The organism is Psychroflexus lacisalsi (assembly GCF_020164495.1).
In the GTDB taxonomy this organism is placed as follows: Bacteria; Bacteroidota; Bacteroidia; order Flavobacteriales; family Flavobacteriaceae; genus Psychroflexus; species Psychroflexus lacisalsi.
The window spans coordinates 1,411,459-1,430,536 of sequence record NZ_JAIQYZ010000001.1; the positions used below are offsets into that span (position 1 = coordinate 1,411,459).

At 33.3% G+C, this 19,078-nt stretch carries 16 protein-coding genes; 7 read left to right on the plus strand and 9 right to left on the minus strand.

Going from position 1 to position 19,078, the window contains the following annotated elements; translation table 11 throughout:
- Positions 1-33 precede the first annotated feature (33 nt).
- On the plus strand, positions 34-1,914 hold the full coding sequence (locus LB449_RS06580; protein WP_224454274.1) for a DNA topoisomerase IV subunit B: 1,881 nt from the start codon (positions 34-36) through the stop codon (positions 1,912-1,914).
- A 459-nt stretch (positions 1,915-2,373) separates the two neighbouring features.
- Complete coding sequence (locus LB449_RS06585; protein ID WP_224454275.1) at positions 2,374-4,965, plus strand: DNA gyrase/topoisomerase IV subunit A; 2,592 nt, start codon at positions 2,374-2,376, stop codon at positions 4,963-4,965.
- Here LB449_RS06585 and LB449_RS06590 read toward each other — a convergent pair.
- Together LB449_RS06590 and LB449_RS06595 are read right to left on the minus strand one after the other, a co-directional pair.
- Positions 4,962-5,333 (minus strand): DNA topoisomerase IV, encoded by a 372-nt coding sequence (locus LB449_RS06590; RefSeq protein WP_224454276.1) that lies wholly within the window; start codon positions 5,331-5,333, stop codon positions 4,962-4,964. The two genes, LB449_RS06585 and LB449_RS06590, sit on opposite strands and share 4 nt — an antisense overlap.
- 41 nt (positions 5,334-5,374) lie before the next feature.
- Positions 5,375-5,797, minus strand: a complete 423-nt coding sequence (locus LB449_RS06595) for a helix-turn-helix transcriptional regulator (protein WP_224454277.1) — start codon at positions 5,795-5,797, stop codon at positions 5,375-5,377.
- 295 nt (positions 5,798-6,092) lie between these two features.
- Between LB449_RS06595 and LB449_RS06600 the strand changes: the two genes are divergently transcribed.
- Both LB449_RS06600 and LB449_RS06605 read left to right on the plus strand, forming a co-directional pair.
- Positions 6,093-7,241, plus strand: a complete 1,149-nt coding sequence (locus LB449_RS06600) for a M14 family zinc carboxypeptidase (protein WP_224454278.1) — start codon at positions 6,093-6,095, stop codon at positions 7,239-7,241.
- 86 nt (positions 7,242-7,327) lie between these two features.
- Positions 7,328-7,810: an Lrp/AsnC family transcriptional regulator gene (locus LB449_RS06605; RefSeq protein ID WP_224454279.1), complete on the plus strand. Its 483-nt coding sequence runs from the start codon at positions 7,328-7,330 to the stop codon at positions 7,808-7,810.
- A gap of 54 nt (positions 7,811-7,864) precedes the next feature.
- Here LB449_RS06605 and LB449_RS06610 read toward each other — a convergent pair whose 3' ends face one another.
- Both LB449_RS06610 and LB449_RS06615 read right to left on the minus strand, forming a co-directional pair.
- A complete protein-coding gene (locus LB449_RS06610) occupies positions 7,865-8,575 on the minus strand; it encodes a YebC/PmpR family DNA-binding transcriptional regulator (protein WP_224454280.1) in 711 nt (236 codons plus the stop codon).
- Positions 8,576-8,584: 9 nt separating this feature from the next.
- A complete protein-coding gene (locus tag LB449_RS06615; RefSeq protein WP_224454281.1) occupies positions 8,585-8,968 on the minus strand; it encodes a hypothetical protein in 384 nt (127 codons plus the stop codon).
- 223 nt (positions 8,969-9,191) lie between these two features.
- Between LB449_RS06615 and LB449_RS06620 the strand changes: the two genes are divergently transcribed.
- The gene (locus LB449_RS06620) at positions 9,192-10,691 is read left to right on the plus strand and encodes a DEAD/DEAH box helicase (protein WP_224454282.1); all 1,500 of its coding nucleotides are present in this window, start codon (positions 9,192-9,194) and stop codon (positions 10,689-10,691) included.
- A gap of 71 nt (positions 10,692-10,762) precedes the next feature.
- Here the strand turns inward: LB449_RS06620 and LB449_RS06625 are convergent, their stop codons facing one another.
- The 3 genes from LB449_RS06625 to LB449_RS06635 form a co-directional block, all read right to left on the minus strand.
- Positions 10,763-11,383: a YqaA family protein gene (locus LB449_RS06625; protein WP_224454283.1), complete on the minus strand. Its 621-nt coding sequence runs from the start codon at positions 11,381-11,383 to the stop codon at positions 10,763-10,765.
- A gap of 77 nt (positions 11,384-11,460) precedes the next feature.
- A complete protein-coding gene (locus tag LB449_RS06630; RefSeq protein WP_224454284.1) occupies positions 11,461-12,672 on the minus strand; it encodes an MFS transporter in 1,212 nt (403 codons plus the stop codon).
- Positions 12,669-13,955: a mechanosensitive ion channel family protein gene (locus LB449_RS06635; RefSeq protein ID WP_224454285.1), complete on the minus strand. Its 1,287-nt coding sequence runs from the start codon at positions 13,953-13,955 to the stop codon at positions 12,669-12,671. The genes LB449_RS06630 and LB449_RS06635 overlap by 4 nt, the downstream gene beginning before the upstream one ends.
- A gap of 68 nt (positions 13,956-14,023) precedes the next feature.
- Between LB449_RS06635 and LB449_RS06640 the strand changes: the two genes are divergently transcribed.
- Positions 14,024-14,875: an SdiA-regulated domain-containing protein gene (locus LB449_RS06640; protein ID WP_224454286.1), complete on the plus strand. Its 852-nt coding sequence runs from the start codon at positions 14,024-14,026 to the stop codon at positions 14,873-14,875.
- 2 nt (positions 14,876-14,877) lie between these two features.
- Here LB449_RS06640 and LB449_RS06645 read toward each other — a convergent pair whose 3' ends face one another.
- Positions 14,878-17,184 carry a transglycosylase domain-containing protein gene (locus LB449_RS06645; RefSeq protein WP_224454287.1) on the minus strand — a complete coding sequence of 769 codons (2,307 nt, stop codon included), beginning with the start codon at positions 17,182-17,184 and terminating at the stop codon, positions 14,878-14,880.
- A 123-nt stretch (positions 17,185-17,307) separates the two neighbouring features.
- Between LB449_RS06645 and LB449_RS06650 the strand changes: the two genes are divergently transcribed.
- Positions 17,308-18,021: an SDR family oxidoreductase gene (locus tag LB449_RS06650; protein WP_224454288.1), complete on the plus strand. Its 714-nt coding sequence runs from the start codon at positions 17,308-17,310 to the stop codon at positions 18,019-18,021.
- A 74-nt stretch (positions 18,022-18,095) separates the two neighbouring features.
- On the opposite strand, the gene LB449_RS06655 is transcribed toward LB449_RS06650, so the two are convergent.
- Complete coding sequence (locus tag LB449_RS06655) at positions 18,096-18,962, minus strand: sigma-70 family RNA polymerase sigma factor (RefSeq protein ID WP_224454289.1); 867 nt, start codon at positions 18,960-18,962, stop codon at positions 18,096-18,098.
- Positions 18,963-19,078: the final 116 nt, after the last annotated feature.

Here is a 19,078-nt window from a genome sequence, read left to right on the forward strand (position 1 = left end):
AAATCGTAGTATATTTCGGTGTTCAGAAAAATTATGGCAGAAGAAACAAAGTACACAGAAGACAATATTAAATCTCTCGACTGGAAGCAACATATACGTATGCGACCAGGAATGTATATAGGTAAACTTGGAGACGGCTCGGGAGCTGACGATGGAGTTTACATTTTACTTAAAGAAGTACTAGACAACTCCGTTGATGAATACGTAATGGGGTCTGGTAAAACTATCGAGGTCTCAATTCAGGGTTCAAAGGTAATTGTAAGAGATTATGGTCGAGGAATTCCTCTGGGGAAAGTTGTCGATGTAGTTTCTAAAATGAACACTGGAGGTAAGTATGACACCAACGCCTTTAAGAAATCTGTAGGACTGAATGGTGTTGGTACAAAAGCTGTTAATGCCCTTTCAAGCTACTTTAGAGTTGAATCCACAAGAGATAGCAAATCTGTTTCTGCTGAATTTGAACAAGGAAATTTGGTAAATAAAGAAAATCTTGATGAGACATCAAGACGAAGAGGAACCAAGGTTACTTTTATTCCTGATGAAGTCATTTTCAAAAAATATAATTTCAGAAATGAATATATTGAGAAAATGCTTAAAAATTATGTTTACCTCAATCCGGGGTTAACCATACTTTTTAATGGAGAAAAATACTATTCAGAAGATGGTTTAAAAGACTTATTGAGTGACAGAATAAGAGAAGAAGATCGGTTATTTCCAATTATACACTTAAAAGGTAACGATATAGAAGTAGCGATCACTTTTAGTAAAGCTCAATATTCTGAAGAATTTCATTCGTTTGTCAACGGTCAAAATACAACACAAGGCGGAACACATCAAACTGCCTTCAGAGAGGCAATTGTAAAAACCATCAGAGATTTTTATAAAAAGAACTTTGAGCCTAGTGATATCAGAAAATCAATTGTTTGTGCCATTAGTATAAAAGTGATGGAACCAGTTTTTGAAAGCCAAACCAAAACAAAATTAGGATCTACCGATATGGGAGGGGATCTCCCCACTGTAAGAACTTATGTTTTGGACTTTATGAAGCAAAAATTGGACAATTATCTTCACAAAAACAATGAAACCGCAGAGCTTTTGCACAGGAAAATTCTACGTGCAGAAAAAGAACGTAAAGATCTATCTGGAATACGGAAATTAGCAAAAGACAGAGCTAAGAAAGCAAGTGTTCATAACAAAAAGCTTAGAGATTGCAGGATACATTTGGAAGACACTAAAAAGGAAGGTTACTTAGAAACTACACTTTTCATCACCGAGGGTGATTCCGCTAGCGGAAGTATTACTAAATCCAGAGATGTCAACACTCAAGCTGTGTTTAGCCTTAAAGGTAAACCATTGAACTCCTATGGACTCAGCAAAAAAATAGTCTATGAGAATGAAGAATTCAACCTGCTTCAAGCTGCATTAAATATTGAAGATTCGCTCGAGGATTTAAGATATAATAACATTGTAATCGCTACCGATGCAGATGTCGATGGAATGCACATCAGACTATTGATTATCACCTTTTTTCTTCAATTCTTTCCTGAATTGATCAAAGAAGGACATTTATATATTTTGCAAACTCCGCTTTTTAGAGTAAGGGATAAGAAACAAACTTTTTATTGTTATTCAGAAACTGAAAGGCGAGAAGCCATAAAAAGCCTTAGAGGAAAACCTGAAATAACACGATTTAAAGGATTGGGTGAAATATCGCCAGATGAATTTAAAAATTTTATTGGTGATGACATTCGATTAGATCCAGTAATGCTGGATAAGTACAAAAGTATTCCAGAGATTCTGGAATTTTATATGGGTAAGAATACCCCAGACCGACAAAGCTTTATTATTGACAATCTTAAAGTAGAAATTGACCTTGTTGAGGAGGTTGAAGAAGAAATCCATGAGGCTAAGTAACCATAGAGTTGTCAAAATAATACCTGGCGTGTATTACTTTTCAGTAATACTTTTCTTCCTTGTCATATTTTTGAATCAGCAACTAGGCAAACAACTTTTCCCTTCAGATAAATATTATTTCGTCGCTCTCATTTTAATAAGCCTTTGGTTAATTTACATCTACTTTGCTGGAAAATATTTCGAATATGATAGCGAAGGAACTCTAGTTTCATTTATGAACAGAGGCGCAATATTATCTGAATTTATCAATTATAGAACAAAAATTCACGAAATAAAGAAAGAAAAGATTTGCAACTATAAAATAATCAACTTATTGTTTTACAGAAGGTTGGTCGTTCAATGCTCAACTAGAAGTTTGTATAAAAATATCAGCATAAACATTAGCATGTTGAGCCCAAAAAAAACAAGATACTTAAGATTATCTCTGGATAAAATTATAGCAAAAAACCAAACTAACCTATGAGTGACGATTTAGATTTAACTCCTGATTCTCAAGATAATTTCGACCCTACAGCTAAAGATGAATCTATAAAGGTTACAGGCATGTTCCAAGAGTGGTTCTTGGATTATGCTTCTTATGTAATTTTAGAAAGAGCTGTTCCAGCCATTGAGGATGGCTTTAAGCCTGTACACCGTAGGATTTTGCACTCCATGAAAGATTTAGATGATGGCCGTTACACTAAAGTTGCAAATATTGTAGGACACACCATGCAATATCACCCACACGGAGATGCAAGTATTGGCGACGCAATTGTTCAGATAGGTCAAAAAGATATTCTTATTGATACTCAGGGAAATTGGGGGAACATTCTCACAGGTGATAGCGCGGCGGCATCGAGATATATTGAAGCTCGGTTATCAAAATTTGCTTTGGATGTTGTCTTTAATCCTAAAACTACAGAGTGGCAAATCTCTTATGATGGCAGAAAACAAGAGCCAGTAAATCTTCCTGTAAAATTTCCAATGGTACTTGCACAGGGAGCTGAAGGTATTGCTGTAGGTTTGAGTACAAAAATTTTACCTCACAATTTTATTGAACTTATCGATGCATCCATTAAACATCTTGAAGGTAAGCGTTTCACTATTTTCCCTGATTTTGCGACTGGAGGAGTTGTAGACGTTTCCAATTATAATGATGGATTGAGAGGAGGAAAGCTAAGAGTGAGAGCTAATATTGAGATAAGAGACAAAAATTTACTTATCGTCAATGAAATTCCTTACTCTACAAATACGTCAACGCTTATAGATTCAATCTTAAAAGCAAATGATAAAGGTAAAATTAAGATTAAAAAAATTGAAGATAACACCTCTTCTGAGGTTGAAATTTTAATTCATTTACCCAATAATATTTCGCCAGACAAAACTATTGATGCTCTATATGCCTTCACCAATTGCGAGGTATCTATTTCTCCTTTAAGTTGTGTCATTATAGATAACAAACCACATTTTTTAGGTGTTTCCGAACTTTTAAGAAGAAGCACGGAGAATACCGTTCATTTATTAAAAACTGAATTAGAAATCAAGCTCGCAGAGCTGCAGGAACAGTGGCATTTTGCTTCTCTTGAAAAGATTTTTATTGAAAAACGAATTTACCGGGATATTGAAGAAGAAGAAACCTGGGAAGGTGTTTTAGATGCCATAGATAAAGGTCTACAACCTCACATTAAACATTTAAAAAGAGCTATTACAAGAGAGGATATCACTAGGCTAACCGAAATAAAAATTAAAAGGATCTCAAAATTTGATCTTGATAAAGCTGAACAAAAAATTGAAGCTCTTGAAGGTGAAATTGAAAATGTAAAGCATGATCTTGATCACTTGATAGAATATTCTATTAATTATTTTAAAAATCTAAAAACAAAGTATGGTGCTGGAAAAGAACGTAAAACCAAAATTCAGCTCTTTGAAGATATCGAAGCGACCAAAGTTGTAATCAGAAATACAAAGCTCTATGTTAATAGGAGTGAGGGTTTCATAGGTACTTCTATGAAAAAAGAGGAATATGTAACCGATTGTAGCGATATTGACGATATTATTTGTTTTACTGAAGATGGGACCATGATGGTTACTAAGGTAGAGGGCAAGACCTTTATTGGTAAGAATATCATTTACGTTGGAATCTTTAAGAAAAAAGATAAACGAACTATTTATAATCTGATTTATCGCGACGGTAAAGCTGGATATAATTATATGAAACGTTTTGCTGTAACCTCAGTTACAAGAGACAGAGCTTACAGCATAGGTAAAGATAAGCCAGGTACCAAAGTTTTATACTTTTCAGCAAACCCTAATGGCGAAGCGGAGCTGGTCACAATTTTCTTGAGACAGAAGAAAGGACTTAAGAGATTAAAATTCGATATTGATTTTTCAGACTTAGCCATTAAGGGAAGAAATGTAAAAGGCAATTTAGTTTCCAAAATGCCAATTAAAAACGTTGAGATGAAAGAGGAAGGTGTGTCTACGCTCAAACCACGAAAAATTTGGTTTGATGAAACAGTGAGACGCCTCAATGTTGATGAGCGTGGTGAGCTTCTAGGAGCTTTTAAGGGGGAAGACCGATTGCTTATTGTAAGGCAAAATGGAATTGTAAAAACAATTATTCCAGAACTCTCAACTCATTTTGAAAATGATGTGATCATCATGGAAAAGTGGAATCCCAAGAAACCAGTATCCGCGGTTTACTGGGAAGGGGAAAAAGAAAAATATTATGTCAAGCGATTCTTAATAGAACAACCCGAAAAAGAAGAACTGATAATTACGGATCATTCAAACTCTCAATTAGAAATTATCTCGACAGATTACATTCCGAGGGTTGAAATCGAATATAAAAAGGCTAGAGGCAAAGACAGAAAAGATAATGAAATAGTAAACGTTGAAGAGTTTATATCCGTTAAAGGCATTAAAGCCCAAGGAAACCAATTGACTTCAGAAAATGTGAAACAAATTGATTTGATTGACCCATTGCTTTATGAAGAAGAACAATTGGAAACAGAAGTAGACGAAACTGAAGATGATAAGCCAAATAACCAACAATCATCTCTATTTGACTAATCTATTTTTGTGACACGGCCTTTTTGCTTTTCATTTTTACCTACGATACTGTATTTAAATGTGTAAGAATTATTTGAAGTAGAAATAATTTTCATATGAATAGGCTGCTTTTCAGCTCTGTTTATAGGATTTAAAGATTTCAGGACATATTCACAATCGTTGATCCAACGTATTGAGGCTGTGTCTTTTTTGTTTTTATAGATTTCTACTTCGATTGAATCATTCCTAATAAAAGTAGTTTTCACTAAATCTCCATCCAGATAAGTTTCAAATTCAAAAGTACCTGTTTTGAAATCTTTGCATTCACGCTGCGGATTGTAACAGGACACTAAAATTACACTAAAGAGTATTATTAATAAATAACGCATTAATCTTTTTTCGCAAAATTAATCCAATTCGGCAGATTGATTCAACTTTTAGGATAATTTTCGTAGGATTCAAAACTTCCGTCAGTGTAGAATATTATCACTTTAGATATAGATTTTTTAGTGGAAGATGATTTTCTTGTTTCTGGATCAACTTCTGCTTCTGTAGTTTCAATTTCTACTTTGCTTTCAACTTCATTTTCTTTCTTAGTATTTATTGCTTTAGATATTTTATCAGCATTAGGAGGAAAACTCCCCTTGCCATTTAATAGCCAATACAGTTCAACTTCTTCAAACGTAGAAACGACTTTCATCACGAAATCGAGACTTGGTTTATTTCGTCCAGATAGAATATGTGAAATAGAAGCTCTACCGACATCAATTTTATCTGCAAACGATGAGGCAGACAATTCATAAAAATCAAAGATTTCTTTCAATCGATTTGAAAACTCCTCACTGTTTACCATTGTAAAACCTGTTTATTTATTGGTAATTAACTAGATACAAATGTATACAAAACAATTGAAAATGCTTCAAATACAATAATAATATCCTTAATTCATATAAAGTAAACATTTAGATTTTAATACATAACTTACTCTATTTAAATTTAATAGATTCTAAAATATCAGCTATAGGAAAATTTCCACCGTAAGTCAAACAATCCAAATAAAAACCAAACAATTCAGTATACATATGTAAACAGTTGGATGATTCTGATTGTTTACAATTGTGTATTATGATTTTAATACATTTGTAAACATGAATTTACACCCCCCAGATTATTTAAATCTTATTTCTGAATACTCACGATTCATGTGTTCAAAGCTTCTTGGTCGATATCTTAAAGAAGGTGATATTTTGGATCAATTGAAATCCTTATCTCATAAGTTTAAGATCAGAAATGAAGGCTATTCCGAAGAAGGTAGAATTATATCTTCTTTTCTTTTAGGAAAAGGACAAACAAAGATTTTAATATGGTCTCAAATGCATGGTAATGAAACGACCACTACAAAATCTGTTTTTGACTTGCTTAATTATTTAAGCTTGAATGATAAGTTTTCTAAAGAGTTGTTTGAAAAATGTAGCCTAATTATTATTCCAGTTTTAAACCCTGATGGAGCAGTAAATCACACAAGAGTGAATGCTAATGGGATTGACTTGAACCGAGATGCCTTTCAACAAACACAAACTGAAAGTAAGGTCTTACAAAATGTATATACTAAGTTTAAGCCAGATTTTTGCTTTAATATGCATGACCAGAGAACAATCTTTAGTGCTGGAAATATAAACAAACCTGCGACCGTATCTTTTCTTTCTCCATCCTTCAATGAAGAGCGAGATATAAATGACACAAGAAAAAAATCAATGGGTTTGATTTCCTCTGCAAATCACTTACTTCAAAAACATATACCTGGTCAAGTAGGGCGTTACGATGATGGATTCAACATCAATTGTATAGGTGATTTTTTCCAAAAAGACGGAACTCCTACTGTCCTTTTTGAAGCTGGTCATTTTGATAATGATTATGAACGAGAAGAAACCCGGAAGTATATTTTTATTTCCTTATTAAATATGATTGTTGATGTAGTCAATAATGAGCAGCTCAACTTTATTGATAAATACTTTGAAATTCCAGAAAATGAAAAGTTATACTATGATATTATAATAAGGAATGTATTTGTAAACAATAAAACTAAAGATGTAGCAGTTCAGTATCAGGAAACTTTGATTGATGAGAAGATTGAATTCATCCCTTTTATAGAAAGAATAGATGATCTTCAATTGTTTTATGGACATCGTGAGATTGATGCAGAAAAGCAAGTTTTAGAATTTGAAGTACCTAATTCTTTAAGAGAAGGTGAGATTTTACCCTCATTTAAACTTAACAATAACGTTTTCGTTATATAATTGATAAAGATTTTGACAAATCATTCTTTTTTAATCATAATTATTAAGTATTTTTGCGTTTTATTTAAAATGATAAGATTCAACATATGAAAGGAAAACTTAAACTAGACGAGACAGATCACCAAATTCTCAATATGCTCATCGATAATACGAGAACTCCATTTACAGATATCGCAAAAAAACTGGATATTTCAGCAGGTACCGTTCACGTCCGTGTAAAGAAAATGGAAGAAAGTGGAATTATTGTAGGTTCATCTTTAACTTTGAATTACAAAAAATTCGGCTATACATTTATAGCTTATGTAGGCATATTTTTGGAAAAAACTTCTCAGACACAATTTGTTCTTAATAGAATTGAAGAAATACCGAATATTACTGTTGCTCACGTTACTACTGGTAAATTCAATTTATTTTGTAAAATAAGAGCAAAAAATACAGAACATGCTAAAAACATAATCTTCCTTATAGATGATATAGACGGTGTAAATCGAACAGAGACTATGATTTCTATGGAAGAAAGTCTTAACGACAAAACTAGATTGATGAAATCAATCTTTGAAAATATGTAACAGACGTATTGCTTCTAAAACCAAAAAGGCTAGAATGTAAATTCTAGCCTTTTCTTATTCGTTCATTGTATGATACACATTTTGTACATCATCATCATCTTCAATTTTTTCTAATAGTTTTTCAACATCTTCTTTCAGTTCATCTGGAAGTGTTTTGGTAACTTGTGGAATTCTATCAAAACCAGAGGACTCGATTTCAATTTTTCTTTCTTCAAAGAATTTTTGAATGTCCCCAAAGTTTTGAAATGGAGCGTAAATCATAATTCCATCTTCATCTTCAAATACTTCTTCTGCACCAAAATCTATCATTTCAAGTTCTAGTTCTTCCACATCAATTCCTTCAGAAGCAATCCTGAAATTACAAGTATGGTCGAACATAAATTCAACTGAACCAGATGTCCCGAGATTGCCATCGCATTTATTAAAATAGGACCTGATATTCGCTACTGTTCGATTTGTATTATCTGTTGCCGTTTCCACCAAAATTGCAATGCCGTGGGGAGCATAACCTTCATATAAAACAGTTTTATAATCACCCAAGCTCTTATCCGAAGCTCTTTTGATAGCCCTTTCAACATTATCCTTGGGCATGTTGGCACTCTTAGCGTTTTGAATAACCGCTCTGAGCTTTGAATTGGTTTCTGGATCTGGACCTCCTTCTTTTACTGCCATTACAATATCTTTACCCAATCTTGTAAAGGTTTTGGCCATGGCGGACCAGCGTTTCATTTTTCTAGCCTTTCTAAATTCAAATGCTCTTCCCATACTCAGTTTTTATTCTGCAAATGCTTCCATTTTGCGATTATACTCTCTTATTTCAGTCTTATTTTCTGGATTTTCAGACTTTTTTATCAGATTGACTAAATATAAGAGGCTTTCAGATCCTGTAATGATTTCAGAGTTTTCAGGTTCTATTTCTTCACCTGTTTCTTCATCAATAAGTGGTTCGTCCTGAGGAATAGGTATTGCAAAAACTTCATTTTCTTCTATGTGCTCAGACACCAATCTAAGTGTTTTGGCTACAACAGGTAAGCTTTCTTCTACTGCGTATGGTCTCAATTCTTTAACCATTTCAACCACTTCGTCAGTTACAATTTGGTTGGATTCAAGAGTTTTGACAATAGAATCTATAAGTTTAAGTGCTTTTTTATTTTCCAAGGGTTTAGTTTTTTTAGATGTTATGCAAAAATAATTTTTAGTTTATATATATAGGTAGTTGTTTCTACTATTTTCAAAAATAAACATTAATTCTTACGCATTAGGCTTTCAACGATGCTTAGATTTTGACTTATAAATTGCTAAATAATTTCAATAAACCCTTTAATCTGCGTATTTTTGCAAATCTTAAATTAATAAATCACATTTCAACTCAAGGAAGTTTATGTCTGAAAATACTGCAGAAAAGAGCCTCTATGATTATCAAGAAAAGGACCTTATAAAGATTTTTGATAAGATTGAGAATTCTCCAGATAACTTTAATTTGTTATACCAACTCCCAACTGGAGGCGGTAAAACAGTTGTTTTTTCTGAAATCGTAAGAAGGTATATTGAAAAGACAGGTAAAAAGGTAATTGTACTTACACATAGAATAGAGCTTTGTAAGCAAACTTCAGACATGCTTGAAGGTTTTGGTGTTCGAAATAAAATTATTAATTCTAAAGTTAAGGAACTACCAGACGATAATGAATACATGTGTTTCGTTGCCATGGTTGAAACCTTGAATAACAGGTTGAATGAGGAAAAACTGAATATGAAAAATATCGGTTTGGCAATCATCGATGAAGCTCATTACAACTCTTTTACTAAACTCTTTGGATACCTTGATAAAGCTTTTATACTTGGGGTAACTGCAACTCCTCTAAGTTCTAACATTAAACTTCCAATGCATAGAAATTATGAGGAACTTATTGTTGGAAATTCCATTTCATCACTCATTGAAAAGGGATTTTTGGCTGAAGCCCAGATGTTTAGTTACGATGTAGGGCTTGGAACATTACAAGTCGGTATAACAGGTGATTATACAGTAAAATCTTCTGAAGATTTGTATACCAATCTAGATATGCAGGAAAAATTGATCCAAGCGTATGAAGAAAAATGTAAAGGTGAAAAAACATTAATCTTTAATAATGGTATCAATACCTCTTGGTATGTCTATCAAACTTTTAAAGATGCAGGTTATGATATAAAACACCTGGACAACACACATAATAAAAAAGAAAGAAGAGCTATCCTGAAGTGGTTCAGAGAAAAGCCAGACGCCATATTAACCTCTGTAAGTATTCTTACTACTGGTTTTGATGAACCAACCGTAAAAAATATAATCCTTAATAGAGCTACAAAATCGCTAACGCTTTATTTCCAAATGATTGGACGAGGGTCTAGGAAGTTACCTAATAAAGATACCTTCAACGTCATTGATTTAGGAAATAATATTGCTCGATTTGGTCCATGGAATGCTTCTGTAGATTGGCAACTTATCTTTGAAAATCCTGATTACTTCTTGGATAATATGGTTTCTGATGAAGAAATCGAACTCAACTTCAAATATGAAATGCCTGAGGAAGTGAGAGAAATGTTTAAAAATTCTGAAAATATTGAATTTGACATTAGAAGGCGATATAATGAAACCGTCAACAATGGCGATAAATCAAAATTGGTGTTGGAAGAGTCAATTGCACAGCATGCAAAAATGTGTGCAGAAAATTCTGAAGATGTCTTTGATGCCAGAATTCTCGCTAGGGAATTGAAAGATGATATAAAGGACAGAATTAAACGCTATTCCAATTGTATAATTAACAACACCAAAAATTATAGAGATTGGCTTTATGAAGATTATGTTAGAAAACTAAGGGTGAAAATTAACGAACACTTTATGGATTAATTTACATAAAAACAAAAGGTCATTTTTTAAAAAATGACCTTTTGTTTTTAAACTATAATTTTGAAAGAATTTTATAAAGCACCAAATATTAACGCTCCATAGATCGCGAAACGTAAAAGCCTCAACAAGCCATATAACAAATAACTTCCGAATGGAAACTTGATGATACCTGCGGACATACTAGCAATAGCAAAGGGTAGTGGAAGTAAAGCTCCGGCAATAATTAAAATCCCTCCCCATTTTCTCATATTTTTGATATGCTTGGCCATTTTTACTTCCAAATACACAAAAACTGATGGAATACTCGCGATTCCTCTACCAACAAAGTAAGAAATAACACCTCCTAGATAAGACAAAATCGCCAAAATGGATAAGAACCCCCAGGGGGAAACTGATTTACCGCACCATGCTATAAAAATTTCTGGAGGAATAAGTCCTAAAATAGATTCTGAAGCAAAGAAGATCGCAAAAACAGCTACTGGTGGGAAATTTTCGGTCACGTAAATTAGCATTGTATTGACGTCAATAACGAAAAAATGAATGCCTAGTAATACGGCGATAAAAATCAATATGGGTGGAGCTGCTTTAATTAAACTCCTACCTAAAAAACTGTAAAAACCAGTATAAGTATAATACTGGTGAAGTAATCTCAAATGAGATTTACGATTAGGGTTTTTCTTTTTCTGACTCATAATTGGTGACAAAAATAAGGGGAAAGCTCCATTGTACCACGATTTTAACCAAACAAATCAATTAAGTATTTGTTAAATTATTTTACTTCAGAAATGGTTTGAATCCCTTTTATACGTTGAGCGTTTAATGCACACAGCACCAAAAACACAAATAAACTTAACATAATGGTCTCGATACTTAAACCTCCATCTATCATCCAGCCAACAATTAAAGGTCCTAAAGCTGTGCTCACGACCATAAACATGGTAAATAGACTTCGTATGGCACCTAGCTTTTCAATGCCATAAACTTCTGCTAATATGGAAGATTTTATAGTTCCAGCCATACCAACGGTTATACCCATCATCAAAAGGAAAGTGAGTGCCCCAAAAATACTATCGATTAGAGCAAAAGCTAAAAGTCCGATACTGATAGGGATAAGGTAAAATCTAAACATTTTTTTGGCTGTAAACTTATCCACCCAAAGTCCTCCAGCCAGGGAAAATATTAAACGGGTAATGGCATAACCTGTAAAAAATGCTGCATAGAGTTGTGGTGACCATCCTTTTTGTGCAACAAATACGTACTGATAAAATATGACAGCAGTTGCTGTAAAACTAATTGCAAAACTAGTCGGCATCAAAATTAAAAAACGCTTGTCGTTTATTATACTACCAAAATCCTTAACTAAGCTCAAAGATGAAGGTCTTCCTACATTAAGCTGCTTATTGAAATGATCTAAGTCTGTAAAGTAAAGTCTTATTAAATAGAGTAATAATAAAATACCAGAACCTATCAAAGTCCATCTCCAGTCGAACCAGGCTATAAAGAAGGCAAGGAGAAGGGGTAATACAATTTCTCCTGAAGAAAAACCTAGAGTAGAAAAACTTAAGGCTTTTCCACGATTCTTATCATAAAACTTTGAAAGGATAGTCATACTTATATGACTCAACATGCCTTGTCCCGTAAGGCGTAAACCAACAAGACTGATGAATACTAAAGCTAGATGATAAGAAATTCCCATTAATATGGAAGAAAAGGCCAAACAAATGATGGTAAATGCAGTTACTTTTTTTATAGAAATATGATCTACTGTGTGACCAACGGTAAGCATTATGAACGATGCCAACACTGTACAAATAGCATAGATGGCCCCAAATGTTCCTTCGGTTATAGCAAATTCAGAAGAAATTTCTGTCACATACAGTGAAATTAAATAAGTTTGACCAAAACTAGACAAAAAAGTAAGTGTCCAGCCAAAACTTAGTTTTCTAAAATTCTGCTTTATAAAAATAATAAAATCTCTCATGTATCTTTTGAAGATTCAAAAGTTGAAGAAAGCGATTTAAGGTCTTTGCCGGAAGGATATTCAAAACATTCTAGTTCAAAGTAAGGAATAGCTGCTAATAGATGATCAAATATCCCAGCCATAACTCTTTCGTAATTTGTCCAAACCTTATCTTTTGAAAAGGCATAAAGTTCTAAGGGAATTCCTTCAGCAGTAGGAGCAAGTTGTCTTGTCATCATCATCATATCTTTATTAATATCTGGATGTTGCTCAAGATAGTGGTCGATATAGATTCTAAAGGCTCCAAAGTTGGTTTGATTCCTCCCGTTAATTTGAACTGATTTATCAACTTCGTGCTTTAAATTATACTCATTGACTTCTAGCTGTTTATCATGAATATAATTTGAAATTAGTTTAATTTTTTTCAATTCTTCTATATCACCTTCAGAAAGAAATTTGATACTATTTGCTTTTATCAATATAGACCGCTTGATACGTCTGCCACCAGAAATACTCATTCCACGCCAGTTTTTGAAGGAATCGGAAATTAAATAATACGTTGGAATGGTGGTTATGGTATTATCGAAGTTTCTGACTTTTACGGAAGCTAGATTGATTTCATAGACGTCACCATCTGCTCCATATTTTTCCATGGTAATCCAATCACCGAGCCTTACCGTATCGTTTACAGTAACTTGGATACTCGCAACGAATCCTAAGATTGTATCTTTAAAAATTAAAAGCAAAACTGCAGAAAAAGCACCCAAAGCAGTTAGGAATTTAATTAATGGTTTACCCGTGAGTATTGAAAAAACTATAATGATTCCAACAATCCATACAATGATCATGAATACTTGGATGTAACTTTCTAAAGGCTTGTCCTTAAAAGAGTTGAAGGTTCTGAGATAGTCTCTAAAGGTCATTAAAATGGATTTAAGAATCCAAATGATCACAAAGATAATAATGACTTCAAAAAGCTTTTCAAAGTAAATTTCAGAACTTGGAAAATCTACTAAAACAACAGGTATGAATTCGTATAGAACTAACAAAACTGCAAGGTTTGATAAATAAACGAAAACTTTATTTTTAACCAAATAATCATCAAAACTTGTTTTTGTTTTAGATGCTAAGCCATGAATAATACTTTCAGCTATATATCTTAATATTTTGAAAGCCAAAAATCCTAAAATCAATAGTATAACCGCATTTATAAATGCATTGATATAAATAGCTGCAGATTCTCCAACATAGTCATTTGATTTCAGTATTCTATAAAAGTATCTGGCTAATGAATTTTCTTCCATAAAAAATTTTTGCAAATTTACACATATTCAAGCATCTTTTAGGCTTCAAGTTTATTCTATTGAAAAGCATGAAACAAAATTTGATAGTTTTATCAATTATCACAGGAATTCTGGTCCTGGCAGGAATTGTATATTATATTTCTAAGCCAGAATACAACTATACTGATAAGCTCAAAGTAAAAAACACTTGGATACTTCCTGCTGTCCTGAAAGAAGTTTCAGGGATTAGTCATATAGACGATTCAAGAATTGCTTGCATTCAGGACGAGGTGGGTGTTATTTTTATCTATGATTTAGAAAAGAAAAAAATCGTCGATAAAATTCAGTTTGGTCCCAGTGGTGACTATGAATCCATTAGAATTATTGATTCGGTTGCCTATGTGATGGAAAGCAGCGGAAAACTGTTTAAAATAATTAATTTTGAATCCAATCGCTCTCAAATTGAAATTTATCAAACAGGCTTCAGTCGCAAGAACGATATTGAAAGCTTTGACAATCACAGTGAATCAAATACATTCTTGACAATACCTAAGGAGAAAAATCTTACAAACTCAAGCAATGATTTTATAATTTACAAAATTAACTCTTCTACTTATAAAGTTGAAAAACAAGCTTTTTCAAGAATAACAGCTAACGATTCAATTTTTGAAACAAATAAATTTTTCTTTGTTCAAAACGGATTTAGTCCGTCAGAATTAACAATACATCCTAAAACAGGTGAGATCTTCATTTTGGATTCGAAGATCCCTAGACTCCTCATCTTAAAACCTAATGGTTCCTTTAAAAAAATTTACAAACTGAATCCTAAATATTTTCAGCAACCGGAAGGAATCTCATTTGATTCTCAAGGAAGGATGTATGTTTCAAATGAAGAAAGTGATTTTCATAAACAGAATATTCAGTTAGTGGAGTGGGAGTAACCCTAATTTTCTTTTTTTCCAAATAGGCGGTTCAAAAATCCTTTCTTTTTCTTCTCTTTTTCATCTTTCTTTTCAAATTCCTTTTCAATTTCATCTTTGGAGAATAAGCGTTTAAAAAATCCATCCCGTTTTTGATCTTCACAATCTAAAGCTTCTTGTTGGCTTGTTGTTAGCCTTGTAAATTTTGCTCTAGTTATTGGATCAAATCCACGATCCTTGGCCATATCCTTAAATAATTGCCCAAAAATTGGCAATGCCGTATTGGCGCCTTGTCCAAGTCGTGTTGACTTAAAACTAACGCTTTGGTTATTAAAACCCACCCAGGATATATTCACTAATTTGGGAGTTACTGCTGCAAACCATCCATCTCTATTGCTTTGTGTTGTCCCTGTTTTACCAGCGATATCTTGACTTAATCCATAAGTCGACCTTAAGCGTTTTGCGGTTCCTTCGTTGACTACATTCTCTAACATTGCCAACAAAATTCTATTTTGTTTTAAATTTAAATCTGATTGCTGAGAAGGTTTTGTTTCGATTTCAGCAAGAACTTTACCGTTTCTGGAAGTTATTTTCGTTAGAAAATTGAGTTCAGGGACTTTTCCCTGATTGGCAAGGCTTGAATAAACTTTTGCCAGTTCTTTCATATTCAATTCTGCTACACCAAGTGCCAGAGATGGTTCATTCACAAGGTCTGATGTTATTCCCATACTCTTCCCAAGGCTTATTGTATTTGAAATTCCTGCCTCTTCCAAAATCTTTACACTTACTGTATTGATGGAGTTTGTAAGCGCATATTTCAATGAATAATTGAGGTAAGGATCATCCTCACTAGTTGAATTCTTTGGATTCCAGTTTTTTGCATTAGTATATGTGATTTCTTTTGCAGAAATATAATCGCAAGGTTTTAAACCACTTTTAAGCCCCGCTGCATATACAATAGGCTTGAATGTTGAGCCGACTTGTCGCTTTGCATTACTTATAATGTCATATTTTGATTGACGGTAATCAACTCCGCCAACATAAGCCAAAACATTACCTGTTTTTGGATCAACGCTAAGACTAGCAGCATTTATTTGTTTCAAGCTATGACTTAAGCTATCGAGTATAGACATCTGTAAAACAGTAGTTTCTCCATGAACAATAACTTCAGTAGGCCTTGTTTTCATTAAGCTATCTTGAATTTGATTTGTGGACAACTTTTTTGTGCTCCACTTCTTATACCGATCTGTTTTTTCGGCAAGATTTTGTAGTAAATCTAAATTTGTCCAGGGAGAACTGTCAGTATATTCTGCCTCGAATAGTGGTTGTAGATATTTCACCTGTTCTCTTATCGATTTTTCTAATAATACCTGTTGTTTGAGGTCAATTGTGGTGTAGATTTGCAATCCATCTTCATCCAGATCGTAAAAAGTGCCGTCAGGTTTTTTAATGGTTCCCAATATATTTTCCACTTTAGATCTTATAAGATCAATAAAATACTGTCTTTGAAATGTATTCTTTTCTGATATGTTTAGCTGTATTGGTTCTGCCATTGCTTTGTTAGCTTCTGCAGAACTTATATAATCATACTTTTGCATCTGAGAAATAACAACATCTCTTCTCAATTGACTTCTCTCTGGAAATAATCTAGGATTGTAGGAATGGTTGGCTTTAAGCGTACCTACCAAAGTAGCAGATTCCTGAAGATTCAATTGAGACGTAGTTCTTCCAAAAAACAATTGAGCTGCACTTTCTATTCCGTAGGTATTGCCACTAAAGGGAACCGTGTTCAGGTATAATTCTAAAATTTCTTCTTTGGAATAGATGCCTTCTATTCGTTTGGCTACAATGCTTTCTTTTAGTTTATTAACTGGCATACTGAAAATACCATAGGAATTTCTACCGAAAATATTTTTGGCTAATTGTTGTGTGATTGTACTACCTCCACCAGAAGATTTATCTCCCGATAAAATTGTCTTAAAAAATACCCGAAGTAGACTGTAATTATCAACTCCGTTATGCTCATAAAACCTTGCATCTTCAGTAGCTACAAGTGCCTGTATAAGGTGTTTGGGAATTTCAGAATAAGTAATGGATTGGCGATTATACTTGTATAACTTATCAATTATTTCACCATTGGAATCTAAAATTTCAGAAGCCTCAGATTGTTGGATATTGGAAAGATCTTTTTTGCTCTGAACTTTTCCCCAAAGACCAATGTAAATACTTCCAAAAAATAAAATAAAAATGAATAAAACAGACGATACACCAATGATGAATGTTTTAATAAATTTTTTTCTGAACTTATTATTTCGTTTTGATTGGGCCATGAATTAAAATTTGATTCAAAAGTAATTTTAAAAGTAGTATTGCCAGCGTTAAAACTATTTAAAATAATGATTGACTCAATGTATAGACTGTAACTTTAAATCCAACTAAAAATTATATACGAAATGAAAAATAAAGTAGCATATATTACAGGAGGAAGTAAAGGAATTGGGTTTGGAATAGCTGATGCCTTGATGAAACAGGGTGTTAACGTAGCTATTACAAGCAGATCTCAATCCTCTGCAGACGAAGCTGTTGAGTCGCTAAAAAGTTCCAATCCGGGAATAAAAGCCCTAGGAATTGAAGCCGATGTAAGAGAAATGTCATCTCAACAAAAAGCTGTTGATAAAGTCCTTAAGGAATTTGGTCAGTTGGATTATGTAATTGCTAATGCTGGTTTGGGACATTACCACAGTATTGAAGATTTGACGGAAGAACAATGGAGAGAGACAATAGATACTAATCTGACTGGAGTATTTTTTACAATTAAATCTACAGTTGATGCACTTAAGAAAAGTAAAGGGTATTTTATTACCATTTCAAGTCTAGCAGGAACCAACTTTTTTGCTAAAGGCTCAGCTTACAATGCAAGTAAATTTGGGTTAACAGGATTTACTCAGGCAGTCATGCTGGACCTAAGAGATTATGGTGTAAATGTTTCTACGATTATGCCAGGATCTGTGGCAACTCACTTCAATGGTAATGTACCAGACGAAAGTGATGCATGGAAAATACAACCTGAAGATTTAGGTGAACTTGTGGTAGATTTATTCAAAATGAATCCAAGAACACTTCCAAGTAAAGTAGAAGTGAGACCATCTCAACCTTCAAAGAAATAACCTTAAATCAATAGATATTAAAAAAGCCATCTGATTTATAACAGATGGCTTTTTATTTAGCAAAATCTTAGAATTTATCCTAAGTATTTTTTAAGCATTTTATTTTTAGATTGATGCTTCAATCTTCTAATGCCTTTTTCTCTTATTTGTCTTACTCTTTCTCTACTTAAGTCAAAAGTATCACCTATTTCTTGTAAAGTCATTGCTGGCTGATTTCCAATTCCGTAGTTCAAACGGATGACATCAGCTTCACGTTGAGATAATGTTTCAAGAGCTCTATTAATTTCGATACTCAAAGAGTCTCTCATCAACTGATCATCTGGTGTAGGAGATTCTGCTGAACTCAATACATCGTAAAGATTAGAATCATTTTCACCTTCTTTGAAAGGTGCATCCATAGAAAGATGGCGTCCAGAATTTTTCAAAGCCACTTTTACCTGTGATTCACTCATGTCCAATTCCTTAGCGATTTCGATTGCAGAAGGCGGACGCTCATTCACTTGCTCTAAATGTGAAAAGGTTTTATTTATTTTATTGATAACCCCAATCTTGTTAAGAGGAAGTCTTACGACACGGGATTGTTCCGCAAGTGCTTGTAATATAGACTGTCTAATCCACCATACAGCATAAGATATAAATTTGAAACCACGAGTTTCATCAAATCTCTTGGCTGCTTTTACTAGGCCGACGTTTCCTTCATTAATTAAATCAGGAAGCTTTAAGCCTTGATTTTGATACTGTTTTGCAACTGAGACGACAAACCTTAAATTGGCATTAGTTAATTTTTCCAATGCCGCCTGATCGCCTTCTCTAATACGCTGAGCTAACTCCACCTCTTCTTCAGCAGTAATTAAGTCTACTTTACTTATATCTTGAAGATATTTATCAAGGGACTTAGATTCACGATTGGTGACTTGTTTGGTAATTTTAAGCTGTCTCATATATAATTTTTATATAATAGTTAATAACTGAAATCTTGCCATAATACAACAATAAACTGGGAAAGTCAAGTTATGTTGCCTTATAAGTATGTCAAATTCAGTATTTTATTATATAA

Excerpts from the sequence above, each read along its gene's own strand:
- LB449_RS06580 (WP_224454274.1), top strand. The coding sequence starts at position 34 with ATGGCAGAAGAAACAAAGTACACAGAAGACAATATTAAATCTCTCGAC.
- LB449_RS06650 (WP_224454288.1), top strand. The coding sequence starts at position 17,308 with ATGAAAAATAAAGTAGCATATATTACAGGAGGAAGTAAAGGAATTGGG.
- LB449_RS06595 (WP_224454277.1), bottom strand. The coding sequence starts at position 5,797 with ATGGTAAACAGTGAGGAGTTTTCAAATCGATTGAAAGAAATCTTTGAT.
- LB449_RS06605 (WP_224454279.1), top strand. The coding sequence starts at position 7,328 with ATGAAAGGAAAACTTAAACTAGACGAGACAGATCACCAAATTCTCAAT.
- LB449_RS06585 (WP_224454275.1), top strand. The coding sequence starts at position 2,374 with ATGAGTGACGATTTAGATTTAACTCCTGATTCTCAAGATAATTTCGAC.
- LB449_RS06590 (WP_224454276.1), bottom strand. The coding sequence starts at position 5,333 with ATGCGTTATTTATTAATAATACTCTTTAGTGTAATTTTAGTGTCCTGT.
- LB449_RS06655 (WP_224454289.1), bottom strand. The coding sequence starts at position 18,962 with ATGAGACAGCTTAAAATTACCAAACAAGTCACCAATCGTGAATCTAAG.
- LB449_RS06600 (WP_224454278.1), top strand. The coding sequence starts at position 6,093 with ATGAATTTACACCCCCCAGATTATTTAAATCTTATTTCTGAATACTCA.
- LB449_RS06645 (WP_224454287.1), bottom strand. The coding sequence starts at position 17,184 with ATGGCCCAATCAAAACGAAATAATAAGTTCAGAAAAAAATTTATTAAA.
- LB449_RS06610 (WP_224454280.1), bottom strand. The coding sequence starts at position 8,575 with ATGGGAAGAGCATTTGAATTTAGAAAGGCTAGAAAAATGAAACGCTGG.
- LB449_RS06635 (WP_224454285.1), bottom strand. The coding sequence starts at position 13,955 with ATGGAAGAAAATTCATTAGCCAGATACTTTTATAGAATACTGAAATCA.
- LB449_RS06625 (WP_224454283.1), bottom strand. The coding sequence starts at position 11,383 with ATGAGTCAGAAAAAGAAAAACCCTAATCGTAAATCTCATTTGAGATTA.
- LB449_RS06620 (WP_224454282.1), top strand. The coding sequence starts at position 9,192 with ATGTCTGAAAATACTGCAGAAAAGAGCCTCTATGATTATCAAGAAAAG.
- LB449_RS06640 (WP_224454286.1), top strand. The coding sequence starts at position 14,024 with ATGAAACAAAATTTGATAGTTTTATCAATTATCACAGGAATTCTGGTC.
- LB449_RS06630 (WP_224454284.1), bottom strand. The coding sequence starts at position 12,672 with ATGAGAGATTTTATTATTTTTATAAAGCAGAATTTTAGAAAACTAAGT.